Origin of the sequence: Synechococcus sp. WH 5701 (assembly GCF_000153045.1) — a bacterium.
Classification (GTDB): Bacteria; Cyanobacteriota; Cyanobacteriia; order PCC-6307; family Cyanobiaceae; genus Regnicoccus_A; species Regnicoccus_A antarcticus.
This window is the reverse complement of the sequence record NZ_CH724159.1, coordinates 38,543-65,295: the sequence shown is the minus strand read 5'-3', so window position 1 is coordinate 65,295 and position 26,753 is coordinate 38,543. Positions and strand designations below refer to the sequence as shown.

The 26,753-nt window shown below is 68.8% G+C and carries 29 protein-coding genes; 20 read left to right on the top strand and 9 right to left on the bottom strand.

The genetic code is table 11. The annotated features are described in order from the left end of the window. The first annotated feature begins 10 nt into the window (after positions 1-10). The 7 genes from WH5701_RS01140 to hypA are packed head-to-tail and all read left to right on the top strand — an operon-like array spanning position 11 to position 5,644. Entirely contained in the window at positions 11-517 is a 507-nt protein-coding gene (locus WH5701_RS01140; RefSeq protein WP_006170046.1) for an NAD(P)H-dependent oxidoreductase subunit E, read from the top strand. Next, positions 514-2,100 carry a NuoF family protein gene (locus WH5701_RS01135; protein WP_006170043.1) on the top strand — a complete coding sequence of 529 codons (1,587 nt, stop codon included), beginning with the start codon at positions 514-516 and terminating at the stop codon, positions 2,098-2,100. Before WH5701_RS01140 ends, WH5701_RS01135 begins: the two co-directional genes overlap by 4 nt. After that, complete coding sequence (gene hoxU / locus WH5701_RS01130; RefSeq protein ID WP_006170042.1) at positions 2,097-2,813, top strand: bidirectional hydrogenase complex protein HoxU; 717 nt, start codon at positions 2,097-2,099, stop codon at positions 2,811-2,813. Before WH5701_RS01135 ends, hoxU begins: the two co-directional genes overlap by 4 nt. After that, a complete protein-coding gene (locus WH5701_RS01125) occupies positions 2,810-3,376 on the top strand; it encodes an oxidoreductase (protein WP_006170041.1) in 567 nt (188 codons plus the stop codon). Before hoxU ends, WH5701_RS01125 begins: the two co-directional genes overlap by 4 nt. Before the next feature lie 3 nt (positions 3,377-3,379). Further along, entirely contained in the window at positions 3,380-4,843 is a 1,464-nt protein-coding gene (locus WH5701_RS01120; protein WP_006170040.1) for a Ni/Fe hydrogenase subunit alpha, read from the top strand. Then, complete coding sequence (locus tag WH5701_RS17880) at positions 4,840-5,310, top strand: hydrogenase maturation protease (protein ID WP_050751361.1); 471 nt, start codon at positions 4,840-4,842, stop codon at positions 5,308-5,310. Before WH5701_RS01120 ends, WH5701_RS17880 begins: the two co-directional genes overlap by 4 nt. Further along, complete coding sequence (gene hypA, locus WH5701_RS01110) at positions 5,303-5,644, top strand: hydrogenase maturation nickel metallochaperone HypA (protein WP_006170038.1); 342 nt, start codon at positions 5,303-5,305, stop codon at positions 5,642-5,644. Before WH5701_RS17880 ends, hypA begins: the two co-directional genes overlap by 8 nt. Positions 5,645-5,672: 28 nt before the next feature. Here hypA and WH5701_RS01105 read toward each other — a convergent pair whose 3' ends face one another. Continuing rightward, on the bottom strand, positions 5,673-6,203 hold the full coding sequence (locus tag WH5701_RS01105) for a cytochrome b/b6 domain-containing protein (RefSeq protein ID WP_006170037.1): 531 nt from the start codon (positions 6,201-6,203) through the stop codon (positions 5,673-5,675). A gap of 157 nt (positions 6,204-6,360) precedes the next feature. Here WH5701_RS01105 and hypB point away from each other — a divergent pair, with 157 nt between their 5' ends. From hypB to hypE, 7 genes are read left to right on the top strand one after another with little or no spacing between them, the layout of a single operon-like run. Next, the gene (hypB, locus tag WH5701_RS01100; protein WP_006170036.1) at positions 6,361-7,047 is read left to right on the top strand and encodes a hydrogenase nickel incorporation protein HypB; all 687 of its coding nucleotides are present in this window, start codon (positions 6,361-6,363) and stop codon (positions 7,045-7,047) included. Beyond that, complete coding sequence (gene hypF / locus WH5701_RS01095) at positions 7,044-9,440, top strand: carbamoyltransferase HypF (RefSeq protein WP_006170035.1); 2,397 nt, start codon at positions 7,044-7,046, stop codon at positions 9,438-9,440. Before hypB ends, hypF begins: the two co-directional genes overlap by 4 nt. A gap of 44 nt (positions 9,441-9,484) precedes the next feature. Further along, positions 9,485-9,694 (top strand): HypC/HybG/HupF family hydrogenase formation chaperone, encoded by a 210-nt coding sequence (locus tag WH5701_RS01090; RefSeq protein ID WP_006170034.1) that lies wholly within the window; start codon positions 9,485-9,487, stop codon positions 9,692-9,694. A 30-nt stretch (positions 9,695-9,724) separates the two neighbouring features. Next, entirely contained in the window at positions 9,725-13,297 is a 3,573-nt protein-coding gene (gene nifJ, locus WH5701_RS01085; RefSeq protein ID WP_006170033.1) for a pyruvate:ferredoxin (flavodoxin) oxidoreductase, read from the top strand. Further along, the gene (locus WH5701_RS01080; RefSeq protein WP_006170032.1) at positions 13,294-14,316 is read left to right on the top strand and encodes a dihydroorotate dehydrogenase-like protein; all 1,023 of its coding nucleotides are present in this window, start codon (positions 13,294-13,296) and stop codon (positions 14,314-14,316) included. Before nifJ ends, WH5701_RS01080 begins: the two co-directional genes overlap by 4 nt. Continuing rightward, a complete protein-coding gene (gene hypD / locus WH5701_RS01075; protein ID WP_006170031.1) occupies positions 14,313-15,416 on the top strand; it encodes a hydrogenase formation protein HypD in 1,104 nt (367 codons plus the stop codon). Before WH5701_RS01080 ends, hypD begins: the two co-directional genes overlap by 4 nt. 3 nt (positions 15,417-15,419) lie before the next feature. Continuing rightward, complete coding sequence (gene hypE / locus WH5701_RS01070) at positions 15,420-16,451, top strand: hydrogenase expression/formation protein HypE (protein ID WP_006170030.1); 1,032 nt, start codon at positions 15,420-15,422, stop codon at positions 16,449-16,451. Positions 16,452-16,607: 156 nt separating this feature from the next. On the opposite strand, the gene WH5701_RS17365 is transcribed toward hypE, so the two are convergent. The 4 genes from WH5701_RS17365 to WH5701_RS01055 all read right to left on the bottom strand — a co-directional run bounded on the left by WH5701_RS17365 (position 16,608) and on the right by WH5701_RS01055 (position 19,151). Then, a complete protein-coding gene (locus tag WH5701_RS17365) occupies positions 16,608-16,751 on the bottom strand; it encodes a hypothetical protein (protein ID WP_006170028.1) in 144 nt (47 codons plus the stop codon). Between the two features lie 228 nt (positions 16,752-16,979). Continuing rightward, positions 16,980-17,999, bottom strand: coding sequence for a tRNA glutamyl-Q(34) synthetase GluQRS (gene gluQRS / locus WH5701_RS01065; protein WP_083781793.1), 1,020 nt, complete (start codon positions 17,997-17,999; stop codon positions 16,980-16,982). Positions 18,000-18,002: 3 nt separating this feature from the next. Next, positions 18,003-18,278, bottom strand: a complete 276-nt coding sequence (locus tag WH5701_RS01060) for an HU family DNA-binding protein (protein WP_006170026.1) — start codon at positions 18,276-18,278, stop codon at positions 18,003-18,005. A 201-nt stretch (positions 18,279-18,479) separates the two neighbouring features. Further along, positions 18,480-19,151 carry a hypothetical protein gene (locus WH5701_RS01055; RefSeq protein WP_037979950.1) on the bottom strand — a complete coding sequence of 224 codons (672 nt, stop codon included), beginning with the start codon at positions 19,149-19,151 and terminating at the stop codon, positions 18,480-18,482. Between the two features lie 65 nt (positions 19,152-19,216). Between WH5701_RS01055 and WH5701_RS01050 the strand changes: the two genes are divergently transcribed. Together WH5701_RS01050 and WH5701_RS01045 are read left to right on the top strand one after the other, a co-directional pair. Further along, positions 19,217-21,295 carry a glycogen-debranching protein gene (locus tag WH5701_RS01050; RefSeq protein ID WP_006170021.1) on the top strand — a complete coding sequence of 693 codons (2,079 nt, stop codon included), beginning with the start codon at positions 19,217-19,219 and terminating at the stop codon, positions 21,293-21,295. 35 nt (positions 21,296-21,330) lie between these two features. Next, the gene (locus tag WH5701_RS01045) at positions 21,331-21,573 is read left to right on the top strand and encodes a hypothetical protein (RefSeq protein ID WP_037979346.1); all 243 of its coding nucleotides are present in this window, start codon (positions 21,331-21,333) and stop codon (positions 21,571-21,573) included. Here the strand turns inward: WH5701_RS01045 and WH5701_RS01040 are convergent. Further along, on the bottom strand, positions 21,563-23,092 hold the full coding sequence (locus tag WH5701_RS01040) for a hypothetical protein (RefSeq protein WP_006170019.1): 1,530 nt from the start codon (positions 23,090-23,092) through the stop codon (positions 21,563-21,565). The two genes, WH5701_RS01045 and WH5701_RS01040, sit on opposite strands and share 11 nt — an antisense overlap. 168 nt (positions 23,093-23,260) lie before the next feature. On the opposite strand from WH5701_RS01040, the gene WH5701_RS17360 reads away from it, so the two are divergent. The 3 genes from WH5701_RS17360 (at position 23,261) to WH5701_RS18265 (ending at position 25,159) form a co-directional block, all read left to right on the top strand. Then, entirely contained in the window at positions 23,261-23,599 is a 339-nt protein-coding gene (locus WH5701_RS17360) for an STAS/SEC14 domain-containing protein (RefSeq protein WP_156776484.1), read from the top strand. Continuing rightward, positions 23,536-23,841, top strand: a complete 306-nt coding sequence (locus WH5701_RS01035) for an STAS/SEC14 domain-containing protein (RefSeq protein WP_006170016.1) — start codon at positions 23,536-23,538, stop codon at positions 23,839-23,841. The genes WH5701_RS17360 and WH5701_RS01035 overlap by 64 nt, the downstream gene beginning before the upstream one ends. 712 nt (positions 23,842-24,553) lie before the next feature. Beyond that, positions 24,554-25,159: a type II toxin-antitoxin system VapB family antitoxin gene (locus WH5701_RS18265; protein WP_006170015.1), complete on the top strand. Its 606-nt coding sequence runs from the start codon at positions 24,554-24,556 to the stop codon at positions 25,157-25,159. Between the two features lie 15 nt (positions 25,160-25,174). Here WH5701_RS18265 and WH5701_RS01025 read toward each other — a convergent pair whose 3' ends face one another. Continuing rightward, positions 25,175-25,360 (bottom strand): hypothetical protein, encoded by a 186-nt coding sequence (locus tag WH5701_RS01025; RefSeq protein WP_006170014.1) that lies wholly within the window; start codon positions 25,358-25,360, stop codon positions 25,175-25,177. Here WH5701_RS01025 and WH5701_RS17355 point away from each other — a divergent pair. Beyond that, the gene (locus tag WH5701_RS17355; RefSeq protein ID WP_006170013.1) at positions 25,349-25,492 is read left to right on the top strand and encodes a hypothetical protein; all 144 of its coding nucleotides are present in this window, start codon (positions 25,349-25,351) and stop codon (positions 25,490-25,492) included. The genes WH5701_RS01025 and WH5701_RS17355 overlap by 12 nt on opposite strands. Here the strand turns inward: WH5701_RS17355 and WH5701_RS17865 are convergent. Together WH5701_RS17865 and WH5701_RS01010 are read right to left on the bottom strand one after the other, a co-directional pair. Further along, positions 25,477-26,118 carry a PIN domain-containing protein gene (locus WH5701_RS17865; protein ID WP_006170011.1) on the bottom strand — a complete coding sequence of 214 codons (642 nt, stop codon included), beginning with the start codon at positions 26,116-26,118 and terminating at the stop codon, positions 25,477-25,479. The two genes, WH5701_RS17355 and WH5701_RS17865, sit on opposite strands and share 16 nt — an antisense overlap. Continuing rightward, positions 26,055-26,711, bottom strand: a complete 657-nt coding sequence (locus tag WH5701_RS01010; RefSeq protein ID WP_006170009.1) for a hypothetical protein — start codon at positions 26,709-26,711, stop codon at positions 26,055-26,057. Before WH5701_RS01010 ends, WH5701_RS17865 begins: the two co-directional genes overlap by 64 nt. Between the last annotated feature and the right edge of the window lie 42 nt (positions 26,712-26,753).

Here is a 26,753-nt window from a genome sequence, read left to right as displayed (position 1 = left end):
AAGGCTTCCCATGGCCTACACCAAAGGTCCCGGCAACAGGTCCATCGAAGCGGCACCTGAAGCGTCCTTCGCGGCCCTGGAGCCCCTGCTGCTGCGCTCCCAGGGACGGGCCGATGCCCTGATCGAGGTGCTTCATGGCGCCCAGAAGCTCTACAGCTACCTGAGCGATGACTTGCTCCGCCACGTGGCGACGCGCCTGCAGCTCCCACTCAGCCGGGTCAAGGGAACCGCCAGCTTCTATCACCTCTTCCGTTTCCAGCCGCCGGCCCGCCACCGCTGCGTGGTCTGCACCGGCACCGCCTGCCAGATCCAGGGAGCCCCGGCCCTGATCGCCGCCATGGAGGAGGGACTGGGGCTGAAGCTGGGCGCCAGGCGAGGGGATGGCTGGGCAAGCCTCTCGGAGGTGCGCTGTCTCGGCACCTGCAGCGACGCGCCCCTGGTGCTGATCGACGGCACCGTCGGCCGCCAGCAGACCCCCGCCGGCCTGCGCCGCTGGCTGAAGGAGCTGGAGCCATGAACGGCTTGCGCTGCTGCGCCTCGGCCGGCTGCCTGGCCAGGGGCTCCGGCGCCTTGATGGGGGCCCTCGAAACGGCCATCTCCAGAGGTGAACTGGGCGATCGGATCCAGCTGCGACCGGTGGGCTGCCTGGGCCCCTGCAGCCAGGGGCCCCTGCTGGCCCTCGATCCCGATGGCGATCTCTATGCCGGTGTGGACCCGCAGGACGCCGAAACCCTGGTGGCCGCCCTGGCCCGGCGGCAGCATCAGGACTGCGACTCCGCTCAGGCGCCCCCCCTGAAGTGGACCCCCGCCAGGGGCGAGCGCCTGGATCTCAGCGAGCCGTTTTTCCAGCGTCAGCGGCGGATCGTGCTGGAGCACTGCGGCCTGATCGATCCCACCGACCTGGAGCAGGCGATCGCCGTGGGGGCCTACGGCCAGCTGGAGCGGGTGCTACGGGGCTGGAGCCCGGAGCAGGTGGTGACGGAACTGCAGCGCAGCGGCCTGCGCGGCCGTGGCGGCGCAGGCTATCCCACCGGTCTGAAATGGGCCACCGTGGCCCGCATGCCCGGGGCCCGGAAGGTGGTGGTCTGCAACGCCGATGAGGGCGATCCCGGAGCCTTCATGGACCGCGCCGTTCTGGAGGGAGATCCCCATCGGGTGCTGGAAGGCATGGCGATCGCCGCCTATGCGGTGGGGGCCGACCACGGATTCATCTACATCCGCGCCGAATACGAGCTGGCGATCGAGCGGCTGCGCCTGGCGATCGAGCAGGCCGTGGTCCGGGGCCGGCTTGGGGCGGCGCTGTTCGGCACGGGTTTCGGCTTCACGCTGGAGCTGCGGGTGGGGGCCGGCGCCTATGTCTGCGGCGAGGAAACGGCACTGATCGCCTCGATCGAGGGCAAACGCGGCACGCCGCGCCCCAGGCCCCCCTATCCCGCTGAGCGCGGCGTGGGCGGCAGACCCACCCTGATCAATAACGTCGAGACCTTCGCCAACGTGGCGCCGATCCTGCGGGAAGGCGCCGACTGGTTCGCCGCCATCGGCACCGCCGGCAGCAGCGGCACCAAGGTGTTCAGCCTCACCGGCCACGTTCGCCGCGGCGGCCTGGTGGAAGTGCCGATGGGCACCAGCCTGGCCACGGTCGTTCTGGAGATGGGCGAGGGCAGCCCGCAGGGCTCCGCGGTCAAAGCCGTGCAGACCGGCGGACCGTCCGGGGGCTGCGTGCCAGCCGATCGGCTCGACACCCCACTCGACTACGAAAGCCTCCAGGCCCTGGGCACGATCATGGGCTCCGGCGGCATGGTGGTGCTCGACCAGGGCACCGACATGGTGGCTCTGGCCGCCTATTTCATGGCCTTCTGCCGTGAGGAGTCGTGCGGCAAGTGCGTGCCCTGCCGCGCCGGCACCGTGCAGCTGCATGGGCTGCTGGAGAAGATCCTGGCTGGCCAGGCCAGCCAGGCCGACCTCGATCAGCTCGAAACGCTCGGAGCGATGGTGATGGACACCAGCCTCTGCGGCCTGGGCCAGAGCGCCCCCAAGCCGATGCTGAGCACCCTGCGTTACTTCCGCGGCGACTACCTCGCCCGGCTGGAGGCACCATGAGCGTGCGCACCCTGCGCATCGACGGCCGCGATGTGGCTAGCGCCGACGGCGCCACGGTGCTGGAGGCCGCGCGCGATGCCGGTGTGGCCATCCCCACCCTCTGCCACCTGGTGGGGCTCTCGCCCGTGGCCGCCTGCCGGCTCTGCCTGGTGGAGATCGAGGGCAGCACCAGGCTTCAGCCGGCCTGCATCACCCCGGTGAGCGAGGGCATGGTGGTGCACACCGCCACGCCCCGCCTCCGGGAGATCCGGCGGACCGTGATCGAGCTGCTGTTCACCGAGGGCAACCATCTCTGCGCGGTCTGCGTGGCCAACGGCCATTGCGAGCTGCAGGACCGCGCCGTGGAGGTGGGCATGGACCACGCCCGCCTGCCCTACCGCTTCCCTGATCGCCCCGTCGACCTCTCCCACCCGCGCTTCGGGCTCGACCACAACCGCTGCATCCTCTGCACCCGCTGCGTGCGCGTCTGCGACGAAGTGGAGGGCGCCCACGTCTGGGACGTGGCCTGGCGGGGGGAGCACTGCCGGATCATCGCCGGACTGGATCAGCCCTGGGGCGCCGTCGACGCCTGCACCGACTGCGGCAAGTGCGTGATGGTCTGCCCCACCGGCGCCCTGTTCCACAAGGGCGACAGTGAGGGGGAGAAACACGAGGATCCCAGCCGGCTGGCGGCCCTGCAGCGGGCCCGCCACGCCCGCCAGGAGGCCCCATGAGCCAGCCCGCGAAGCTGCCGAAGCTGCGTCTGGCCACGGTCTGGCTGGCGGGTTGCTCCGGCTGCCACATGTCGTTCCTGGATCTCGACGAGTGGCTGATCGAACTGGCACCCCGCATCGAAATGGTCTTCTCGCCGATCGCCTCCGACACCAAGACCTACCCCGAGGCCGTGGATGTGGCCCTGGTGGAGGGGGGCGTGGGCAACAGCGACAACCTGGCCCTGATCCACCAGGTGCGCCAGCGCACCCGCCTGCTGGTGTCCTTCGGCGACTGCGCCATCACCGCCAACGTGCCGGGCCTGCGCAACCCGCTCGCAGGCCCCGCCGCCGTGCTGGATCGCTCCTACCTGGAGCTGGCCGACGGCAGCGCCCAGTGGCCCCACGCTCCGGGCCTGGTCCCCGACCTGTTGGAGCGGGTGCTGCCGGTGCATGAGCTGGTGCCGGTGGACCTGTTTCTGCCGGGTTGCCCCCCGCCAGCCGAACGCATCCGCGCCGTTCTCGATGCCCTGCTGCGCGGCGAGCAGCCGCTGATGGAGGGTCCGGAGATGATCCGTTTCGGCTGAACCATGACCCGCACGATCCTGATCGATCCGGTCACCCGCATCGAAGGCCACGCCAAGATCTCCATCCAGCTCGATGCCGGCGGCGATGTGACCGGCGCCCACTTTCACGTGGGGGAATTTCGCGGCTTCGAGGCTTTCTGCGTCGGGCGCCCCTTCAGCGAGATGGCCGCGATCACGGCGCGGATCTGCGGCATCTGCCCGGTGAGCCACCTGCTGGCCGCCGCCAAGACCGGCGACCAGCTGCTGGTGGTCACGATTCCGCCGGCGGCCGAGCGGCTGCGGAGGCTGATGAACCTGGCCCAGATCATCCAATCGCACGCGCTCTCCTTCTTTCACCTCAGCAGCCCCGATTTCCTGCTCGGCTGGGACAGCGATCCGGCTCAGCGCAATGTGTTCGGGCTGATCGCCGCCGATCCCGAGCTGGCCCGTGGCGGCATCCGTCTGCGCCAGTTCGGCCAGGCGGTGATCGAGCGGCTGGGTGGGCGCAAGATCCATCCGGCCTGGGCGGTGCCCGGAGGCGTGCGCAGTCCGCTGCAGCCACCCGACCGCGACTGGATCCGCTCGCGCCTGAGCGAGGCCGTCGCCACCACCCGCGGCGCCCTCGAGCTGTTCAAACGCCTGCTGGATGGGCCGCTGGCCGCGGAGGCCGCTGTGTTCGGCGACTTTCCCTCCCTGTTCATCGGGCTGGTGGGGCCGGATGGCCGGTGGGAGCACTACGGCGGCCGCCTGCGCCTGATCGACAGCACGGGCGCCCTGGTGACGGCCGAGCTGCCGGCCGATGGTCTCAGCGCCGAGCAGCTGGGCGGCCTCCTGGCCGAAGCGGTGGACCCCTCCACCTACCTGAAGTTCCCCTATTACAAACCGCTGGGCCCTGAAGCGGGCAGCTACCGGGTGGGACCGCTGGCCCGCCTCAACGTCTGCGAGCGCATCGGCCACGAGCAGGCCGACCGGGAGCTGCTGGAGCTGCGCCAGCGCGGCGGCCGGGTGGTCACCAGCTCCTTCCTCTATCACCTGGCCCGGTTGATCGAGATCCTCGCCGCCCTGGAGGCGATCGAGGCGCTGCTTGATGATCCCGCCCTGTGCGACACCCACGTGCGCGCCCACGCCGGGGTGAATGCCCGCGAGGCGGTGGGCGTGAGCGAAGCACCCCGCGGCACCCTCTTTCACCACTACCGCGTCGACTCAGACGGACTGATCGAGGCTGTGAATCTGATCATCGCCACCGGCCAGAACAACCGGGCGATGAACCGCACGATCACCCAGATCGCCCGCCAATACATCCAGGCAGGCCCGGCCGATGCCGGCGTGCCGGAGATCGCCGAGGGTCTGCTCAACCGGGTGGAGGCAGGCATTCGCTGCTTCGATCCCTGCCTCTCGTGCTCCACCCACGCCGCTGGCCAGATGCCGTTGCATGTGCAGCTGCTCGGCCCCGACGGGGAGCTGCTGCGCGAGCGGTGGCGGGAGTGAGCGCAGATACGTGGCAGCGGCGCCACGATCTGCTGATCGGCTGGGGCAATGGCCTCCGCCAGGACGACGGCGTCGGCCTCCTGATCGCTGAGCGGGTGGAGGGCTGGAGCCGACCGGGGCTCGAGGTGCTGGCGATCCCCCAGCTCACCCCCGAGCTGGCATCACGCTTGGCGGAAGCGGCACGGGTCCTGTTCGTGGACGCAGCCCTGGCGGCGGCCTGTCCTGACCCCGGCTGGACCCTGGAGCGGCTGCCGGGGTGGTCTCCAGGCCCCCAACCCCTGAGCCACCACGCCAGCCCCAGCGCCCTGCTGCAGCTGGCCGGCCGCCTCTACGGCCGCACCCCGCCCGCCTGGCAGCTGCTGGTGCGCGCCCACAGCTGCGAGCTGGGCACGGAGCTCACGGCCGCCACCGCCGCCCTGCTGCCCGCTGCCCTGGCGGCCGTGGGGCGCTGGTGCGGCGATGCATGAGCTGGCGCTGATGGAGGAGGTACAGCGAATCGCCCTGGAGGCGGCGGCGGCCGAGGGAGCCCGGCGGATTCATTGCCTGCGGCTTCGGCTGGGACGGCTCTGCGGGGTGGACCCCGACGCGCTCCGCTTCGCTTTTGAGGTGGTGATGGCCGAGGAGGTGGCCCTCGGTGCCCGGCTGGAGCTGGAGGTGGTGCCCACCCTCTGCCGCTGCGGGCCCTGCGGAGCGCCTTTCGAGCCCGAGGATGTGATCCTGGCCTGCCCGCACTGCGGGGCCCTGGCGGCGGAGGTGCTGGCGGGGCGGGAGCTGGAGCTGATCGGGCTGGAGGTGTCCTGAGCGGAAGCCCCGGGGATCAGTCCATAGATCAGCGCCCCCCGCTGAACGGGCGCTTCAACTGCCCCAGCCAGTGGCGAGGTTGGTCGCCGGGCTGCTGGCGCAGGCTGAACATCGAGCGCGCCAGGGGGAGGCCGCCTGTGCCCAGCACCGACACCAGGTGGCCGAGCACCGCGGCGCTGATCACCAGCCAGGCCAGCAGGTGCAGGCCGTACACCAGGTGGTGGAGTTGGCCCTGCCGCAGCCAGTCTTCCTGCATCAGCTTGCCGCTGCCGACCGCCAGAGCCAGGGCCAGCAGGGCAGCGGCGTTGGCTGGGCGCCGCAGGCGGCGGGCGCCGAGGGTGAGGCTGTAGAGGGCGAACAGCAGCGCCAGGGGCCAGAGCGCCACGCCGACGCTGCCGTGGAGATCGATCCAGTCGCCGCCCAGCTCGAACGGCAGACGGCCCCAGCGGCCGTCGTAGCGGCTGTACACCAACAGACCACTGCCCCAGCAGGCCAGCACCAGCAGGGCCGTGGTGCCGTGCAGGCTGCGCAGCAACGAGGGTTGGTAAGGCCGGGCCATGGCAGCGGGATGGACAACGGGGCGGCCCCATCCAGGGGCGTGTCGCTCCTAGCAGGACCGAGAACTGAGGAGTGAGAACTGACGCTGCGGATCATTCAGCGATCCGGTCACGGGCGTCCTTGATCTCCAGACTGAGCACAACGCCCCCGGCCCCGCCATGTGCTCCCACTGCTCCTGCGGTCAGCCCAGCCGCACCCTCCAGCTGCGCCACAACCTGCTGGAGCGCAACGACAGCAACGCCGAGCGCAACCGGGAGCGGTTCGCCGCCGCCGGCCTGCTGGTGCTGAACGTGCTCTCGGGGCCGGGCGCCGGCAAGACCGCCCTGCTCGAGCGCCTCGCCCGCCAGTGGGTCCATGGCCCGGTGGGGGTGATCGTGGGTGATCTGGCCACTGACAACGACGCCCGCCGCCTTAGGGCCGCCGGCGCCCGCGCCATTCAGATCCAGACCGGTGACCTCTGCCATCTCGAAGCCTCCCTGGTGAATCGAGCCTTCGATCAGCTCGACACAGGCGAGATGGAGCTGCTGCTGATCGAGAACGTGGGCAATCTGGTCTGCCCCACCGCCTTCGATCTGGGCGAGCGGCAGCGGCTGGCGCTGCTCTCGGTGACGGAAGGGGAGGACAAGCCACTCAAGTACCCGGCCCTGTTCCAGTCGGCCGATGTGGTGGTGATCAACAAAGTTGACCTGGCTGAAGCCGTGGGCTTCGATCGCTCCCAGGCACTCGCGAACATTGCCGGGGTGGCGCCCCAGGCGAGGATTTTCGAGCTCTCGGCCCGCACCGGCGCCGGCATGGAGCCGCTGCTGCACTGGCTGAGCCACCAGCGCCAGGGAGCGCCGGTGTGATCAGCCGCCTGCAGCTGGAGATCGAGGGTCTGGTGCAGGGGGTGGGCTTCCGGCCGCTGGTGGCGCGGCTGGCGCGGGAGCTGGGCCTCTCGGGCCAGGTGTTCAACACCGGTGCCGGGGTGCTGCTGGAGCTGCAGGGGCCCGCTGAAGCGATCGCCACCCTGCTGCAACGGCTGCGACAGCAGCTCCCGGCCCACAGCCGTATCGATCGGATCCGCCGCCACCGGCGCCCCCTGGTGGAGGGAGAAGCCGGGTTCGAGATCCAGGCGGCGCCCATGGAGTCCCCTGGAGGCAAGCGCGAGGACACCTCCGTGCGCTGGGCCCTGATCCAGCCGGATCTGGCCCCCTGCCCGGCCTGCCGCGCCGAGCTCCATGACCCCGACAACCGCCGCTGCGGCTACGCCTTGATCAGCTGCGTCCACTGCGGTCCCCGCTACAGCCTGATGGGGGCGTTGCCCTTCGATCGGGCCCACACCAGCCTGGCGGCGTTTGCGCTCTGCCCCGCCTGCCAGGCCGAGTACGACGATCCGAGCGATCGCCGCTGCCATGCCCAGACGATCGCCTGCCCCCGCTGCGGACCGCGCCTGAGCTGGTGGGACACCGGCGGCCAGCGGCTCAGCGACCCCCGCCGCCCCCATCCTTCGGGACCCAGTCCCTGCCTTCAGGCGGCCGCGGCCGCCCTGAAGGCGAACCGGACCGTGGCCCTCAAGGGGGTCGGTGGCTTCCAGCTGCTGGTGCGGGCCCGCTGCCAGGCGGCAGTGACCGAGCTGCGGCGGCGCAAGGGCCGCCCTGAGAAACCCCTCGCGGTGATGGCCCCAGACCTGGCCTGGGTGCGGCGCCACTGCCACCTGAACCGGCCCGAAGCCCAGCTGCTCGGCTCCCCGGCGGCGCCGATCGTGCTGCTGCGCCGCCGCGGGGAGGCCGGAGTGTGCGACGCCGTGGCCCCCGGCAACCCCTGGCTGGGAGTGATGCTGCCCTCCAGTCCCCTGCACCTGTTGCTGCTGGAGCTGCTGGGAGAGCCGTTGGTGGCCACCAGCGGCAACCGCTCGGGGGAACCGCTCAGTCACGACGAGACCAAAGCCCTGCAAGAGCTGGCCGGCCTGGCCGATGGCTTCCTGGTGCACGACCGGCCCATCATCAACCCGGTGGATGATTCCATCGCCCAGGTGGTCTGCGGCGAGCCGATGCTGCTGCGCCATGCCCGCGGCTACGCGCCCACCGCCGTGGATCTGCCCTGCGGGGGTGAGCCTGGAGTGGATCCTCAGACGCAGGCCCCCACCGGCGAGGTGGCGATGGGTGGGCAGCTCAAGAGCGCCCTGGCCCTTGGTTGGGGCCGGCGCGCACTGCTGGGTCCCCACCTCGGCGATCTCGACAGCGCCGCAGGCGAAGCCCACCTCCGCCGCAGCCTCGATGCCGCTCTGGCACGCCACGGCCTGCATCCCGCCGGCTACGCCGTCGATCAGCACCGCAGTTACCGCTCTCATCGGATCGGCCTCGAGCTGGCGGCGGCCCATGGCTGCCCAGTGCCGTTGGGGGTGCAGCACCACCATGCCCACCTGCTGGCCTGCCTGGCGGAGCATGGCCTCGCCCCGCCCCAGGTGGGGGTGGCCTGGGACGGGGCCGGTCAGGGAAGTGACGGCACCCTCTGGGGTGGGGAAGTGCTGCGGCTCGAGCAGTCCGGCTTCAGGGCCGAGGCACGCCTGCGGCCCTTCCCCCTGCCCGGGGCGGAGCGGGCGATGCGGGAACCTCGGCGGGCAGCCCTGGGACTGCTCTTCGCCGCCAGGGGATCGGAAGGGCTGGATCGGGCCACCGGCACGCTCTCTATGGCGGCATTCAGCGCCGAGGAGCGGCAGGTGCTCTCGCGGATGCTGCAGCAGGGGCTGCAGAGCCCGTGGTGCTCCAGCGTGGGTCGCCTGTTCGACGCGGTGGCCTCCCTGCTGGGCCTGCAGCAGCGCTGCAGCTTCGAAGGCCAGGCGGCGCTGAAGCTGGAAGCGGCGGCCAGCCATGCCGGCACCGCCGGCCGGAGGCGCTACGCGCTGGTGCTGCGCACCCACACAGAACCGGGCAGCGGAAGCGAGCCCTGGTTGCTCGACTGGCACCCCCTGCTGCAGGACCTGATCAAAGATCAGCGCAGGGGAGTGGCACCGGAGGCCATCGCCCTGGCCTTCCACCAGGCCCTGGCCGACGCGCTGGTGGCCCTGGCGGTGCAACTGGACCTGGAGCGGCTGCTGCTGGGTGGCGGCTGCTTTCAGAACCGGTTGTTGCTCGCCCTAGCGGTGAAGGGCCTGCGGCGCGCTGGCATCGAGCCGCTCTGGCCCCGGCGGATTCCCTGCAACGACGGCGGCCTCGCCCTGGGTCAGCTGATGGCGGTCAGCCTCGGCCGCTCTGGCTAGAACCGGGGAAGGCCCGCGGGGGCCACGCCCTGACGGAGGGTCCGATGTGTCTGGCCATAGCGGGGGAGCTGATCCGGATCGAGGATCGCCGACCAGCGGATCGTCCCGAGGAGGACCCCGCCCTGTGGCGCATGGGCCTGGTGGAGTTCTCGGGCGTACGCCGCGAGGTGAGCCTGGCCTGTGTGCCCGAGGCGGTTGTGGGCGACCAGCTGCTGGTGCACGTGGGCTTCGCCCTGAGCATCGTCCAACCCTGAGGAGGTGATCGTCATGGCGGAGCCGAACAGATGACCCGGGCAACCCTCGATGGCAACGAAGCGGTGGCCCGCGTCGCCTACCGGCTGAACGAGGTGATGGCGATCTATCCGATCACGCCGGCCTCGCCGATGGGGGAATGGGCCGATGGCTGGGCCGCCGAGGGTCGGCCAAACCTCTGGGGAACGGTGCCCCGGGTGGTGGAGATGCAGAGCGAGGGCGGGGCCGCGGGTGTGTTGCACGGCGCCTTGCAGGCCGGTGCACTCACCACCACCTTCACCGCCTCCCAGGGGTTGCTGCTGATGCTGCCCAACCTCTACAAGATCGCCGGGGAGCTCACCGCCACAGTGGTTCACGTGGCGTCCCGCGCCCTCGCGGGCCAGGCCCTCTCGATCTTCGGTGACCACAGCGACGTGATGGCCGTGCGCGGCACGGGCTGCGCCCTGCTCTGTTCGTCCTCGGTGCAGGAGACCGGTGATTTCGCCGCCATCGCCAGCCTGGCCAGCCTGCGCAGCCGCCTGCCCGTGGTGCACTTCTTCGACGGCTTCCGCACCTCCCACGAACTGCAGACCGTGGAGCTGATCGAGGACGACCTGTTGCGCGCGCTGATCCCCGAAGAGCTGATCACCGCCCACCGCGGGCGCGGGCTCAGCCCCGATCACCCGGTGATCCGCGGCACCAGCCAGAACCCCGACGTGGCCTTCCAGGCCCGTGAGGCCGCCAATCCGTTCCACGACGCCGCACCCGGCCTGGTGCAGGAGGCGATGGACGCCTTCGCCGCCCTGAGCGGACGCGCCTATGAGCTCTTCGAGTACCACGGCCATCCAGAGGCCGAACGGGTGCTCGTGCTGATGGGGTCGGGCTGCGAAACGGCCCATGAGACCGTCGACGCGCTCACGGCCAGCGGCACCAGGGTGGGGGTGCTGAAGGTGCGGCTGTATCGGCCGTTCGATGGCGCTCGCCTGCTGCGGGCCCTGCCGGCCACGACCCGGTCGATCGCGGTGCTCGATCGCTGCAAGGAACCGGGCAGCGGCGGCGAGCCCCTCTACCTCGATGTCTCCAATGCCCTGCGCGAGGGCTGGACGGGCTCACCCCTGCCGCGCCTGCTGGGCGGCCGCTACGGCCTGGCCTCGAAGGAGTTCACGCCGGCCATGGTGCGGGCGGTGTTCGCGGCCCTGGAGCGACCCGACAGCCCCAACCCCTTCACCGTCGGCATCGACGACGACGTGACCCACCGCTCCCTGCCGCTGGAGGACGACAGCGGCAGGGATGCTGACCACCAAGCCGGCGGCGACCCAGGCGCGCCCTTCGCCGCAATCCTGTATGGACTCGGCTCCGACGGCACGGTGGGGGCCAGCAAGTCCACCATCAAGATCATCGGGGCGGCCACTGCGCTGCACGCCCAGGGCTACTTCGTCTACGACTCCAAGAAGTCGGGGGCGGTCACGGTCTCCCACCTGCGCTTCGGACCGGAGCCGATCCGCTCCACCCACCTGGTGCGCCAGGCCCGCCTGGTGGCCTGCCACCACTGGGACTTCTTCGAGCGCTTCGATCTGCTGGCGGAAGCTCTGCCAGGGGCCACCCTGCTGCTGAACAGTCCCTGGCCGGCAGAGCAGGTGTGGCCGCGGCTGCCCCGGGCGGTGCAGGAGCGGATCGTCGAGCGCGATCTCAAGGTGCTGGCGATCGAGGCCTCGGCGATCGCCCGGGAACTCGGTCTGGGGGGGCGGATCAACACCGTGATGCAGGTGGCCTTCTTCGCCGCCGCCGGGGTGATGCCGCAGGAGCAGGCCCTCGAGGCGATCCGCGGCGCGATCCGCCACAGCTACGGCGGCAAGGGTGAGCGGGTGGTGCGCAGCAATCTGGCGGCCGTCGACATGGCCCTGAGCCGCCTGAGGCCGGTGCCGATCGGAGCGGTGGGCGAGGGCGTGGCGAGCACCGAACGGAAGGCTCTACCGGACCCCCTGGCCTCAGCCCCGGCATGGGTGCGTGAACTGATCGCGCCGCAGCTGGCACGCCAGGGGGACCGCCTGCCGGTGAGTGCCCTGCCTCCGGATGGCACCTTCGCCTCCGGCACGGCCCGCTGGGAGAAGCGCAACATCGCCGAATCGGTCCCGGTGTGGGACGACGACATCTGCGTGCAATGCGGCAAGTGCGTGATGGTCTGTCCCCACGCCGCAATCCGGGCCAAGGTGGTCGAGCCGGCTGCCCTGGCGGACGCACCGGAGGGCTTCGCGAGCACGGCCGCCCGTGACCCCCACTGGAGCGGCCTCAGCTTCACCCTCCAGGTGGCCGGCGAAGACTGCACCGGTTGCGGTCTGTGCGTGGAGGTCTGCCCGGCCCGCGACCGCACCGAGCCGCGGCACAAGGCGATCAACATGGCCCCGCAACGCCCCTTGCGGGAGAAGCTGCGCAGTCACTGGGACTACGCCCTGGGCCTGCCCAGCCCGGACCGGCGCGACCTCGACCTCCGCCACATCCGCCAGCAGCAGCTGCAGGAACCCCTGTTCGAGTTCTCCGGCGCCTGCGGTGGCTGCGGCGAGACCCCCTACATCAAGCTCGCCAGCCAGCTGTTCGGTGACCGCATGGTGGTGGCCAACGCCACCGGCTGCTCCTCGATCTACGGCGGCAACCTGCCCACCACCCCGTGGAGTGCCAATGGTGAAGGCCGAGGCCCCGCCTGGAGCAACTCCCTGTTCGAGGACAACGCGGAATTCGGTCTCGGCTTCCGTCTTGCCTTCGACCAGCGCCGGGCGATGGCGCAGCAGCTGCTGCACGAGCTCGCCGCCGGGAGCGGGGCCTGGGTGCCGGGGGCGCTGGCAACGGCCCTGATCGAGGCGGATCAGAGCGACGAAGCGGGCATCCACGAGCAGCGGCTGCGGGTGGCGGAGCTGCGCTCCCTGCTGGAGCCCTCCCGCGCCGAGGCCGCCCGCACCCTGCTCTCCCTGGCCGACGATCTGGTCAAGCGGAGCGTCTGGTTGATCGGAGGCGACGGCTGGGCCTACGACATCGGCTCCGCCGGCATCGACCACGTGCTGGCCAGCGGCACCGACGTCAACATCCTGGTGCTCGACACCGAGGTGTACTCCAACACCGGCGGCCAGATGTCGAAGGCCACCCCCCTGGGCGCCGTGGCCAAGTTCGCCAGCGGCGGCAAGACCACCGCCAAGAAGGATCTGGGGCTGATGGCGATGTCCTACGGCCACGTCTACGTAGCTAGCGTGGCGATGGGCGCCCGCGACGAGCACACCCTCAGGGCATTTCTCGAGGCTGAATCCTTCCCAGGTCCCTCGCTGATCCTGGCCTACTCCCACTGCATCGCCCATGGCATCGACATGGCCCAGGGCATGACGCAGCAGAAGCGGGCGGTGGACTCCGGGCGCTGGCTGCTCTACCGCCACGACCCCCGCCGCGTCGAGCGGGGCGAGAACCCCCTGATCCTGGATTCGCGGGCCCCGACGCTGCCGATGGCGGAAGCGATGGCCAGCGAGAACCGGTTCCGCCTGCTGACCTACAGCCATCCGGATCAGGCACGGACCCTCACCCACCAGGCCCAGCAGGAGGCCCGCCAGCGCTGGGAGCGCTACGAGCGGATGGCGGAACCATGAGCGGCCCCGACCTCAGCAGCCATTACCTCGGCCTGCCCCTGGCCTCCCCCCTCGTGGTGGGAGCCGCCGCCCCCCTGAGCGGCGACCCCGACCACATCCCGCGCCTGGCCGAGGCCGGGGCTGCGGCGGTGGTGCTCCACTCCCTCTTCCTGGAGCAGATCGAGCGCGACTGGCAGGACTGGGAGCACCATCGGCATCAGGGCAGCGAGAGTTACCCCGAAGCCCTCAGCTATCAGCCCAACCTCGAGCCCCGTCACCTTGGGGTTGAGGGGTATCTCCACGAGATCGAAACCGCCCGACGGCGGGTCGATATCCCCATCATCGCCAGCCTCAACGGCACAGAGGAGGGGCACTGGGAAGAGATCGCCCGGGCGGTGGAGCAGGCCGGGGCCGCGGCGATCGAGCTCAATCTCTATGCGGTCCCCACCGACCGCAGCCTGGACGCCAACGCCATGGAAGCGGCCCAGGTGGAGATCGTGCGCAGCGTCTGCACCGCCACCAGCCTGCCCGTGGCGGTGAAGCTCAGCCCCTACTACACCAATCTCAGCCACCTGGCCCATCAACTGCAGGCCGCCGGAGCCCGCGCCCTGGTGCTGTTCAACCGCTTCTACCAGCCCGACATCGACATCGAGACCCTTGAGCCTCGCGCGAACCTGCTGCTCAGTTCAGCGGCGGATCAGCGGCTTCCCCTGCGCTGGATCGCCCTGTTGCACGGGCGGGTTCCCCTGGAGTTCGCCGCCAGCGGCGGCATCAGCCATGGCACCGACGTGGTGCGGATGCTGATGGTGGGCGCCAGCGTGACGATGGTGGTGTCGGCGCTGCTGCGCCACGGCCCGCAGCACCTCCAGACGCTGACCGCCGAGTTGAGCCACTGGCTGGAGGAGCATGGCCATGGCTCCGCCCGGGAACTGCTGGGTTGCATGAGCCAGCAGCGCTGCCCCGACCCCGCCAGCTTCGAGCGGGCCCAGTACCTGCGGGCCATCTCCGCTGATCCGATGGGCATGGCCTGGGGTCCATGAGCGGCAGCCCCCTCCACCGTCAGCGGCAGCAGGTGCAGCGGCTGCTCGACGCGCTGCACGCCGAGATCAGCAGGAGCTGGACGCTGATGGAGGTCTGCGGCGGCCAGACCCACGCGATCCTGCGCCACGGCCTCGATCAGCTGATCCCCCCGCAGCTGGAGCTGATCCATGGGCCCGGCTGTCCGGTCTGCGTCACTGCGGCGGAGACGATCGATCGGGCCCTTCAGCTGGCGGCCCTGCCGGAGGTGATCCTCTGCTCCTACGGCGACATGTTGCGGGTGCCGGGAACGGGCCCTTCCCACCTGCTCGAAGCCCGCGCCAGCGGAGCCGACGTGCGCGTGGTGACCGCACCCCTCGACGTGCTGGCTCTGGCGAGGTCTCATCCCGAGCGGCAGGTGGTGTTCCTCGCGGTGGGCTTCGAAACCACCGCCCCGGCCACCGCCCTGCTCGCCCACCAGGCCTGGAGCAGTGGCGCACGGAACCTCAGCCTGCTGGTGTCACACGTGCGGGTGCCGCCGGCGATGGAGGCGATCCTGGCCGCGCCGGAAGGCCGGGTGCAGGGCTTTCTGGCCGCGGGTCATGTTTGCACCGTGATGGGCAGCCAGGAGTACGTGCCGATCGCGGCGCGTTACGGGGTGCCGATCGTGATCAGCGGCTTCGAACCGCACGACCTGCTGGAGGGGATGCTGCGAGCCGTACGGCAGCTGGAGCACGGCAAGGCCCGGGTGGAGGACGCCTACCCACGGGCCGGCGCGGGGGAGGGCAATGCCTCCGCCCGCGCCCTGATCTCACAGGTGTTCACGACCTGCGACCAGCACTGGCGCGGCCTGGGGGTGCTGCCCGACAGCGGGCTGTGTCTGCGCCCTCCCTACGACAGCCTCGACGCGGCACGGCGCTTCCTGCCGGCGGCCCGGCCAGGCACCGACACCGACACCGACGCCCAAGGCTGCATCAGCGGCCGGGTGCTGCAGGGGTTAGCCCGCCCCGATGCCTGTCCCCGCTTCGGCCGGGGCTGCACACCCGAGCGCCCCCTGGGAGCCCCGATGGTGTCGGCGGAAGGGGCCTGCGCCGCCTACTGGCGCTACCGCTCCCGGAGCTGATCCATGGCCGCACCGCTGGACTTCCCCTGTCCCATCAGTGCCGATGACGGCGCGGTGGTTCTGCTCGGCCACGGGGGCGGTGGGCTACTCAGCCAGCGGCTGCTGGAGCAGGTGATCCTGCCGGCCCTGGGAGCCACAGACGGCGTGCTGCTCGACGCCGCCAGCCTGACGACAGAGGCCGGAGAGCTGGCCTTCAGCACCGACGGTCATGTGGTGCGGCCCCTGGAGTTTCCCGGCGGTGACATCGGCGCACTGGCGGTGTTCGGCACCGTCAACGATCTGGCGATGCTGGGGGCCACACCCCTGGCCCTCAGCCTCGGCCTGATCCTGGAGGAAGGGCTGCCCCTGAGCATCCTGAGCCGGGTGCTGAGCTCCGCCGCTGCCGCCGCGGCCCGCTGTGGTGTGTCGGTGGTCACGGGAGACACCAAGGTGGTGGAGAGGGGCAAGGCCGACGGCCTGTTCATGACCACCGCTGGGATCGGACGGATTCCTGCCGGCGTGTCGATCGGGCCGTCCGCGATCCGCAGCGGCGACGCGATCCTGGTGAGTGGCGACCTGGGCCGCCACGGCCTGGCCATCCTGGCGGCCAGGGAGGAGCTGGGATTCAGCACCAGCCTGGAGAGTGATCTGGCCCCGCTGCACGGCAGCGTCCAGGCGTTGCTGGCAGCCGGCCTGGAGCTGCATGCCCTGCGCGACCTCACCCGTGGTGGACTGGCGGCCGCCCTGCATGAGCTCTGCCGCGACGCCGGCCTGGGGGGCCTGGTGCACGAGGCGGTGGTACCGGTCCATGCCGCCGTGGCCACGGCCTGCGAGCTGCTGGGCCTCGATCCGCTCACCATGGCCAGCGAGGGGCGCTTCGTGATGATGTTGCCGGCGTCTCAGGCGCAGGATGCCCTGAAACTGCTGCGCCACGAGCAGTCGAGCGCCGCGGTCATCGGCCGGATCGGAGGGGAGGCGTTGCTGCTGGAAACCTCCCTGGGGGTGCGCCGCCCCCTGGAGCTGGGCCGGGGCGAATTGTTGCCCCGAATCTGCTGAGGGCCAGGGGCACCTGGTGGCTGGGATGATGGGGTCTGTTCCCTTGAGCAGTCATGTACACCGACTGGACCGCCGTGATCCTGCTGCTGCTCACCGCCTTGCCCCTGGGGGTGGTGGTGGCCACAGCGGCCTTCTTCATCTGGCGCCAGAAAAAACTCAGGCAGCGCTGATGTCGCGGGGGGCGGCCAGATGATCAGCAAGGCTGCCCTGGCCGAGGCAGTCAAGGCAGGTGCGGAAGCTGTGCCCGCCTAGGCGCAGCACCCCACTGCCACCACAGTGGCTGCAGCGCTTGGAAACCATCTGTGCTGAGCCGCTCACCGACGTGGACGGACGGGCTGGATGGGTGAGAACGTGGGGGTAGGACTCGGGAGCACGAAGATCGGAGGCTGCTTCAAGTGCGCCGGGGAAAGACACCACCACCCGTGGCGGAACTCCTTCACGATCTGGATGTTTTTGAGAGAAGCGCTCCGGACTGACGAGACGTTCCGGACTGGAGCTGGACACGGAAATGCTCCGGTGCGTAGTTGATCAGTCTGATCTCAAAGTCGGGCATTTGATCCCGAAACCTTCCTTAAGAGTTCCCAGCCCTTCGGCCCCTCGACGCAGCTGAACCTGCAGGCTCGCAAGATCCATCTCCTGCAGCAGCTCCGCCGCGCTCAGGCGGCTGCCGGTGGGCACCAGCTCCAGGCTGGCCGCCATCCGGCCGATCACCGCCGCCGCATCGAGCCCCTCCTGCCGCAGGGGCTCCAGCCCCAGAGCCGCCTGCCGCTTGGCCAGCCGCTGCCCACGCTCATCCAGCCAGAGGGGCACATGCCAAGAGGTGGCAAACGGCCGCCCCAACCGCTCGCTCACCGCCACCTGCGGCGCCGTGGAACGCCAGAGGTCAGCGCCCCGCACCACGGTGGTCACCGCCAGCAGCAGGTCGTCCACGGCTGAGGTGAGGTGATAGGCGAGGAAGCCATCAGCCCGGCGGAGCACCACATCGCCCACCTGCGTGGCCGCCTCCAGACAGCCCTCGGGACCGATCTCCTCCCGCCAGCGCAAGAGTCCAGGCTCCAGTCTCAGTCGCCAGCTGGGCAGCCGGCCCTGCCGAGGCCCCCAGCCCACGGCTTGATCCCGGCAGGTGCCCGGATAGAGCGGCCAGCCGCCGTGGGGGGCAGAGAGATCCGCCAGCATCCGACGGCTGCAGCGGCAGGGATAGAGGGCCCCGCCGCGGCGAAACGCCGAAAGCACCGACGCATAAAACCCCGTGCGCTCGCTCTGGCGCAGCGGCTGTCCATCCCAGGTGATCCCCAGCCAGCTCAGATCGGCCTCGATCGCCTCGATCGCCCCCGGGCGCTGGCGCGGGAGGTCGAGGTCGTCGTGGCGCAACAAAAAGCGGCCACCGCTCAGGCGGGCCTGCAGCCAGGCCAGCAGGGCCGTGCGCAGGTTGCCCAGGTGTAACGGGCCGCTCGGGGATGGGGCGAACCGCCCAGTGGGTCCCTGGAGGCGGCGCCGGTCGGCCGCCTCGATCAGGTGTTCGAGCCGGGAAGGGAGAGGAAGCCCCAGGGCTCAGCTCTGGACCTTGTCCTTGAACTGCTTGCCGGCCGTGAAGGCCGGCACGCGCTTGGCGGGGATCTTGATCTTTTCGCCGGTCTTGGGGTTGAGGCCCTGGCGGGCGGAGCGCTCGCGGGCCTCGAAGGAGCCGAAGCCCAGGATCGAAACCTTCTTGCCTTCCACGACGGAGTCGACGATCGTCTCGATCGCGGCGTCGACGACCTTGGACACTTCGGTCTTGGTCAATTCGGTGCGAACCGCAACGAGGTTGACGAGATCAGCTTTGTTCATCGGGGGCGAAAACCTTCAGGAGAATGCGGGAGCTGGGCGGAGCGGAAAAACACCCTCTCGCCGGCGCCGGAACGGTACAGCGCGCCAATCGTATGGGGGAAGGGCGGTCCGGGCAACCAAAAACCCCGTCTGAACAACGGTTTGGGGCCGAATCAGCCCCGAACGCACCCATTCCGGCCCCATCGGCCGCCCAGCGGAGCCTCAGGGACGATCCAGCAGGCCATCCAGCAGAGCGCGGCCTCCGTCGATCAGCTTCTCCCCGTGCAGGGCCCCCAGACCCGCTCCGCTGGCGATCCAACGGGGGGAACCGGGCGGCAGCCAGCGGACCAGTGCTTCGAGGCTGCGCCCCTTCCGGCCCCAGTGAAAGGTGCGGGCCGTGCGTAGCGGACGGGCCGCACCAGGAGCACTCGGCACCAGGAGGCGGCCGCAGAAGAGCACGTCGAGATCCCCGGCCGCGTGGACCACGCAGGCCCCCGGGGTGGTCCCCGGCGTCCAGAGCACCCGTACACCCCCGCCCAGATCGAGTGCATCACCGAAGGGACGCAGGCCCGCCACGCCGGGCAGGAGATAGGCCTCCTGCTCCTGGAGCCGCACCGGCCAGCCCAGCGCCTCCTGCCAGCGGCGGCAACGGCCATGGCCCTCGCGGCTGGTGAGCAGGATCGTGCCGCCACTGGCACGGCGCAGAGCGGCAAGGTTGGCGGCGGTGTAGGCCGGCACATCGATCAGCAGCGGCGCCTGGCCCGGAGGCGCCAGCAGCCAGGAGGTCCCACCCAGGCTGTCGCGGTTGGGGGCGAACACCCATAGACCGGGGAGCACGGGCATGGGAGGACGCCCCCCCTCCAGGGTCCTCTCGCCACTGTCCTCCGCTGGCATGAACGCCTCCCGAGGACCATCGCCCCTGCGCAGCACTAGCTTGAAGCGTGAGGTGACCCGAGTCCTTGTCTTCGATCCAGCTCGGACATCCCTGGCCCCTCGGGGCAGCGCTCACCGCCCGGGGGGTGAATTTCTCCCTGGTGGCCCCATCGGCCTCGCGAGTGGAGCTGCTGCTGTTTGCCCGTGGAAGCTCGCCTGAGCCCTTCCGGATCATTCCCCTGGATCTGCGCCATCGCTCCGGCGACCACTGGCATGTGGAAGTTGAGGGGATCGGCGCCGGCACCTGCTACGGCTACCGCGTCTATGGGCCTCTCCACCCCGGGGGCCACGGCTTCAACCCGTCGAAGGTGCTGCTTGATCCCTGCGCCAGGGCGATCAGCGGCTGGGATGTCTACCGCCGCGGTGACGCCATCGGCGCCATCCCCAACACCGCCGCCTGCCTGAAGGGGGTGGTCACGGAGCGGGATCACTTCGATTTCGTGGCCGCGCCGAGGCCCCGCCACAGCTGGCAGACCACGGTGATCTACGAGCTGCACGTAGGCGGGCTCAGCCGGGGCCAGGGCAGCCCCGTGGCCCCCGAGCGCCAGGGCAGCCTGCTGGGCGTGATCGACTGCCTGCCCTACCTGCGGAGCCTGGGCGTCACCGCCCTGGAATTGCTGCCGGTGATGGCCTTCGATCCCCAGGACGCCCCCCACGGGCGCCAGAACTACTGGGGCTACAGCCCCCTGAGCTGGATGGCGCCCCACCAGGGCTATCTGGTGGGCGACGACCCGCTGGCGGGGCGCCAGCAGGTGCGTCAGCTGGTCACCGCCTGCCACCAGGCCGGGATAGAGGTGCTGCTCGACGTGGTTTACAACCACACCAGCGAAGGCAACCAGGCCGGGCCGACCCTGAGCTGGCGCGGACTGGCGGACCGCCTCTACTACCACCAGAACAGCCGGGGCGACTACCTGGATGTCACCGGCTGCGGCAACACCATCGCCGCCAACCGCCCCCTGGCGCGGCGGCTGCTGCTGGAATCGATGCGCTGCTGGGCCCTGGAGTTGGGCATCGACGGCTTCCGCTTCGATCTCGGCATCGCCCTCAGCCGCGGCGAGGAGCTGGCCCCGCTCGACAAACCGCCCCTGTTCGAGGAGATCGAGGCCGACCCCGAACTGAGCGACCTCAAGCTGGTGAGCGAACCCTGGGATTGCGGCGGTCTCTACCGGCTCAATGATTTCCCGGCGCGGCGCATGGGCACCTGGAATGGCCGCTTCCGCGACGACGTGCGCCGCTTCTGGAAAGGGGACGACAACGGCAGCTGGTTGATGGCCCAGAGGCTCTCAGGCAGCCCTGATCTCTACGGCGGCAAACCGGCCACGGCAGGCCGCAGCATCACCTTCATCACCGCCCACGACGGCTTCACGCTCGCCGACCTGGTCAGCTACGACCGCAAGCACAACCTGGCCAACGGCGAGGACAACCGCGACGGCGACAACCACAACAACAGCTGGAATCACGGGGTGGAGGGGCCCTGCAGCGACCTGCAGATCAACGAGCTGCGCAACCGCCAGATCCGCAACATGCTGGGCACCATGCTGCTGGCACCCGGGGTGCCGATGCTGCTGATGGGCGATGAAGTGCGCCGCAGCCAGGGGGGCAACAACAACACCTGGTGCCAGAACAATCCCCTGGGCTGGATGCACTGGCGCCCCGACGAGGACGACCAGCGCCTTCATCGGTTCTTGAGCCGCCTGGTGCGCCTGCGCCGCCGGCTCGAAAGGCTGCTCAATCCCGAGATCCCCCATGCCGACAGCCCCCCCTCCAAGCCCGGCGAGCGGGACCTGATCTGGCGCGAGTGGCACGGGGTGGAACTGCTCCAACCCGACTGGGGCAGCTGGTCCCACAGTCTGGCCTGGAGCCTGCACGACATGCGCCACGGCCCCCTGCTCTGGTGCGGCATGAATGCCTACTACCAGCCCATGGTCTTCAAGCTGCCAGAGGCCAGCGCCGGCTGGCTGAGGGTGATCGACACCGGAGCCCCCGACGGTGACGACGTGATGGCCTCCCCTCAGCCCTGGATTGCCGAGGAAGCCGCCCTGGAGAGCCGCAGCCTGATGCTGCTGCTGGCGTCCCACCTGGGCGAGAAGGCCGTCGAGGCCTGAGGCGGGGTGCCGCCACAGGCTCGGGAACCGCCGCCGTGAGGATCCGATCCCACCGCTGGCCTCTCGTCCCGGCCCTGCGGGTGCGAGTGGGCACCGAGGCGATCACAGTGCGGCTGGCCGGAGGGCGAAGTGTGAGGCTCGAGATCAAAGACACCGACATCAACATCGGCCTGACGACGGTGGAGGACAGCCAGACCTTGGTCGATCGCCGGTTCCTGGAGCGTCCCATTGCCTGGCCTGCCGAGCGGGGAATCGGCAAGCGCACTCCTAGAGATTGAATGCGTCTTCGGAGAGAGTATTGACGCCGAGCAGAATCACCTCTAGATCGGGGCTTCCATCTCCGTCAAAGTCGCCCTGCACGAGCCCGTTGGCAACGGACCCCAGTTGCATCGGCACGAACCGCAGTTCTCCCGCTTGGCCTGTGAACGCTGCCGCCCCGATGAACCTCAACGGCAGCTCATCCGGACTGCCCGCCGTATGGTCGAAAAGGCTGAAGTCAAGCTTGTCTTCGGATGGATCAAAGTCAGTGATGACATCACGCTGTCCACTCCAAGGCATTCCGCTGCCACCACGCAGACTCGAAAAGATGTCATCGAGGCCGTCCCCAGGCAGGCTGCTGTCACTCCTCAGGAAAAGAAATGCATCCCGGCCGGGACCCCCGCTGAGAACATCTCCCCCATAACCACCCGTGATCACCTCTGACTGATTCGTTCCATAGATCGCATCGTTACTTGGGCCCCCAATCGTTGTCGCACTGGAGAGCGAGCCCACGTTGATCGTCACCGGGAACTGGTCCGCAAGAAACGTGATTCCACCGAGGACGTTTTCCTGCGGGTAGGTATAGAATCCCTGAAAAGCATCTGGCAGAACAATATTTCCAAGCACTCCGCCCTTGATGCCATCCAGGGCCCTGGCCGCCTGCTGCAGGGCATAGGTAAATCCATTGCTGACTCCTGGGCCACCATCTTCTCGAGGCTTAACGATTTGCCAGCCGTTGTTGTTGCTTGGAGAACTTGCATTCGGCGTACCAAAGGCACCTGCCATGGCCAACTGCTGGCCTTCCGCTGGAAAGGTGGAACAAAACGTGGAAAAGCTCTCAGGAAGAAAGCCAGGAAGCGTCGAGCCATAGGTCCATAGCTTGCTGGGACCAACGATCCTGTTGTTGTCAAGTATGTCGTTCGACTTGCCTTGCCAGATCAGATTGGCCGTGATGGTCGCTGGCGTTGGCGGCGAACTGTTGAAGTTCTCCGGGTTCGTGAAAGGAACAGCTGCCATCCACGCTCTGACAAGGTCAAGGGCTCCGAGCGAGGGCCCGTTCGGACCGTCGCCGTCGAAGCGTGCTCTCCCGCCCAGCCCCCAGGAGATCCCATTGGCCTGCCATTGAATGGGATAGGAGAACGCATCAATGAGAGTGACATCGGCAGAGAGTCCTCCAGCCACAAAGGGCGCAGGTCCAAGATAATTATATTCAAATGCCGAAAATGGTACGTCCCCATCGACGTCCCCGTTGCCGATGTCGGGGAGCCTGTTGATCTCAAGCGACTCTGTCAATCGCGACCGAGAGAAGTAGAGAGAATTGGACTGGTAGAGCCTGCCACTGTCTGGAGTGGCAACAACATCAGGAAGCTTGATGTCGACAAATGACTGTGCCGCCAACCTGATATAGGCCTGCTCATCGATGGGTATGATCTGCTGTCCTGTGCGGGCCTCCAGGGCATAGTTATAGACGTAGATCGACTGGTCCCCGTCATTCCGGACCGTAATGGTCGAGCCTTTCCCATAGGTGTAATCAGCCATGAAAGAGGAGAACGCTTATGGGGAAAATGATCCAAGACAATGACCCAGGATTCTGCTGTGCCATGACATCTATATTGGCAAGGCGAAGGGCCAGGGAGCCGCTCAGGGGATGGGTGCGTTTCGGTCAGATGGCTACGGTTCTGATGGGCCTTTCCTGAGGAGATTCCCATGATCGAATGCATCAGCGCTCTGCAGGAAGACGCTCTCGCTTTTTCATTCCATGGGCAGATCACCGCTGACGATGATGACCATGTGCTCACTCCGGCGCTGGATCGTGCCCTGGAGCACGACCACCTCAGGCTGCTCGCCCAGCTGGGGCAAGTCTTCGAGGGCTACGACCTGGGTGCGGCCTGGTCCCGCAGGGCCGTGGCTGCCTTCAGCCTTGTGAGGCCCTGCCCGGAGCGGGTCTTCGCCAACGCGGAACTGGAGGGGCCAGCCGCTGGTTGGTGGAGTCGCTGGGCACGATACATCTGGAGCGGCAGGGCGAGGCGGTCCAGGTCCAGCTGATCGGCACGCTCGAGTCCAGTGCCTATGAACGGATCGAAGCCGACATCGACGCGGAGATTCAGGGGCTCGATGGTGTATGGCTGCTACTGGATCTGCGTCAGTTCGATGGCTGGGCCGGCATCGGCCCCCTGGGGCACCACCTGGCCCTGGCGGAGAAGCTGGTGTCCAGATTCTTCAATGCCGAGACCCGGTTGTTCGAGGCTGCTGACCATGCCCTGGCTGAAACCTGGATTCAGCAATGACGACTGCTTCGCAGCCCTTCTGACCAGGGCTCGCCGAGGAGCAGCCCGGCACGATCCTGCTGAGCCTAAGCATGAGAATCCGGGGTGAGAAAGCGGGCGGCGGGAATCGAACCCGCATCATCAGCTTGGAAGGCTGAGACGCAAATCGCCCAGTCTCATTGCGTTGTCTGACTTCTCAACAAGCAAAAGGCGCCATGTGAGATGTTTGGTGAGATGTTTTGCCCCTGAAAGCCGTCTGGGCCACAGGATCGGCCCTGAGAAGGCCAGCCACGCGAGCATCCACCGAGACCGCGGCGCGACGCGCGAGACACCCGCTGACGGCCCGTCGATTTATTCAGAGAAAGTGCTGCTTCCTTGAATAAACTGACGGCATATTCAAGGTCGGCCCGGAGGGGCTCCATGCGGCGCGAGGCCACCGGCCACTACGAGGTCAACAGCACCGCCGGGGAGCCGTGCTCGGCGCGGTCTGGCAAGGGTTTCACGAGCCGCTGCGCGGCCCTTGGCAGACCGCACCGGCCGGGGCGATCGGGCGGGTGTTCCTCGCCTCCGTCCCATGGCCTCCTCTGCTCCGCTGGCCTCAAGGTCGCCGTCAAAAAGCCCCGTTTCATGCCAGCGGAGCGGGCCCATGCGCTGGCGCGCAAGCTGGCCGCCAAGCGCGAGCAATCAAAATGTGTATGGCATGCCTACGCTCTACACATCAAGGAGGCCGGCCATGCGCACGAACATCGTCATCGACGACCAGCTGATGCGCGATGCGATGCAGGCCAGCGGAGCCCGCACCAAGAGGGAAGCCTTCGAGATCGGCCTGCGCACCCTTGTGAGGCTGGAACAGCAGAAGCGCATCCAGGCCTTCCGAGGCCGGCTCTCCCGGGGAGGGCGACCTGGAGAGCCTCCGCCAGGACCAGTCCCCTGCAGAGGCCGAGGCAGCGTGACCGTTGTCGATTCATCGGTCTGGATCGACTTCTTCAATGGCGTCAGCACTCCCGAGGTGGAGCGCCTGGATGGCCTGCTGGGCAGCACGCCGGTGGCGATCGGTGATCTGATCCTGGTGAAGGTGCTGCAGGGCTTCCGCCACGACCGAGATGTCGCCACAGCCCGCCAGTTGTTTCGTGCCATGCCCCTGCTGACGATGCTCGGGCCCCAGAACGCCTACAAGGCGGCAGGGAACTACCGCAGCCTGCACAGTCGGGGCATCACGGTGCGCAAAACAATCGACGGAATCATCGCCACCGCCTGCATCCAAGCGACTGTGCCCCTGCTGTTCAGCGATCGCGACTTCCAGCCCTACGTGGATCACCTGGGATTGGAAGCGGCTTGAGCCACCATCGCGGGATCAGCTGCGTGGACTCCTGCCGCTGGTCACGAAGCCAGCCCGGTAGAGCTCACTGGCGCTCATCGCGTGGGGGTTCAGCACCTCCCCAAAGCCGCCGGCCGTTGCCGACGTTGCCGCCAGGGCGTTGGCTGCACCCATGGCCCCGCGCTGCTGAAACAGGAAGCCGTAGACGGGATGGATGCGCAACTGATCGAGGAACTCGGCGGTGCTCAGCGGCCGGCCGTCGTCGCCCAGCAGGGGCTGGCCCTGGTGGATCGGCAGCTCATCGCGGCGCTGCCATCTCCTGTTGCCGAGGAGCGTGATCAGCTGTTCATGTAGCGCACCACCGTGCGGCTCGTCCAGGTTGCGATGCCGGTCCCGAAGAAGTCCTTGTCCTCCGTCCAGATGGCGCACTCCAGTTGCAGCCCCAGCGCCAGGGCCGGCCAGTCATCGGCGTCGCGGATCCTGGCCAGAGCCTTGTCCCGAGCCGACTCCAGCACCGTGTCCTCCACCATCTGAACAACGCGCATCAGGCTGAGCAGAGCGTTGGTGCAGACCTCTTCATCGAGATTCTTCTCCCTGGCGAGATCGGCGATGTAGTCCGCCGCCTCGGCGACATTGGCCTCCGCAACGAAGAAGTCCTCCCGATCGGCGTACTTGGCGATGAGGGTCCTCACCCGCAGCCAAGGCAGCCACGAATCAGGATGTTCGCGTCGATGACCAGTCGCTTGCGCTCCACCGTCAGGGCTGAGATCCTCTTCTGTGAGGCCGAGGCGCTCCAGCTCGGCCTGTATCAGACGGCCGGCCTCAAGGAGTCGTTCCCGGTCGTCCAGGTCACCTTGCTGGGGCAAGGGCACGTAAAGGACGATCGTGTGGCCCTGGCGTGTCACCTCAATCGGCGTCACCGACTCGAGATGGGAGGCCAGCTGGGCCCTGAGCTCACGAATGCCGACGCGGGTGGCCAAGACCTCAGCCCCACAAATGTGTACACACCCCAGGACTGACGGAGCCTGTTCGGCTTGAGCGTCCCGAACACCCGCTCCCCGATCAGCGGCTGCACCAGGGCGCCGATGCCGCCGGAGCCGTAGCTAGCGCCAAACTCCGGCACTGAGAACTGGGTGTGCTGGGCATAGGGGTCCACATCGGCATCACCAGCGGGGTTGAGCAGCGACAGGTTCCCCAGCCAGATCCAGCCCTCGCAGGGGGCCACCAGCGTGGTGCCATCCGCAGCCAGCCGACGCCCGTGCTGCTGCCAGACCAGATCGCTGCTCAGCCAGAAGGCACCAGGGTTGGGCGGCAGGCAAGCGGAGCGGCAGTGATAGCCGATGTAGGTGAAGTCGCCGGTGTCGACGCCAGGGCCGCTCTCCTTAGCGGAGATGTAGTTGGCGCGCTCAAGGAAGCACTCGAGCACGTGGCTGGCCACCACCGCTGAGGTGGTGTCGCCGTGGATGGAGGTCTCATGCAGCAGCAGGCGGGCCTTGGCGAAGGGCTGCAGGGGGGCGGTGTCGTAGGCGATCACGTTGGCTTTCTGCAGCGGCGCATCACCGTCAGCTGCCACTGAGCCGGCGATCGGTCCGGAGCTGCTCTGCTTCTCGATCGC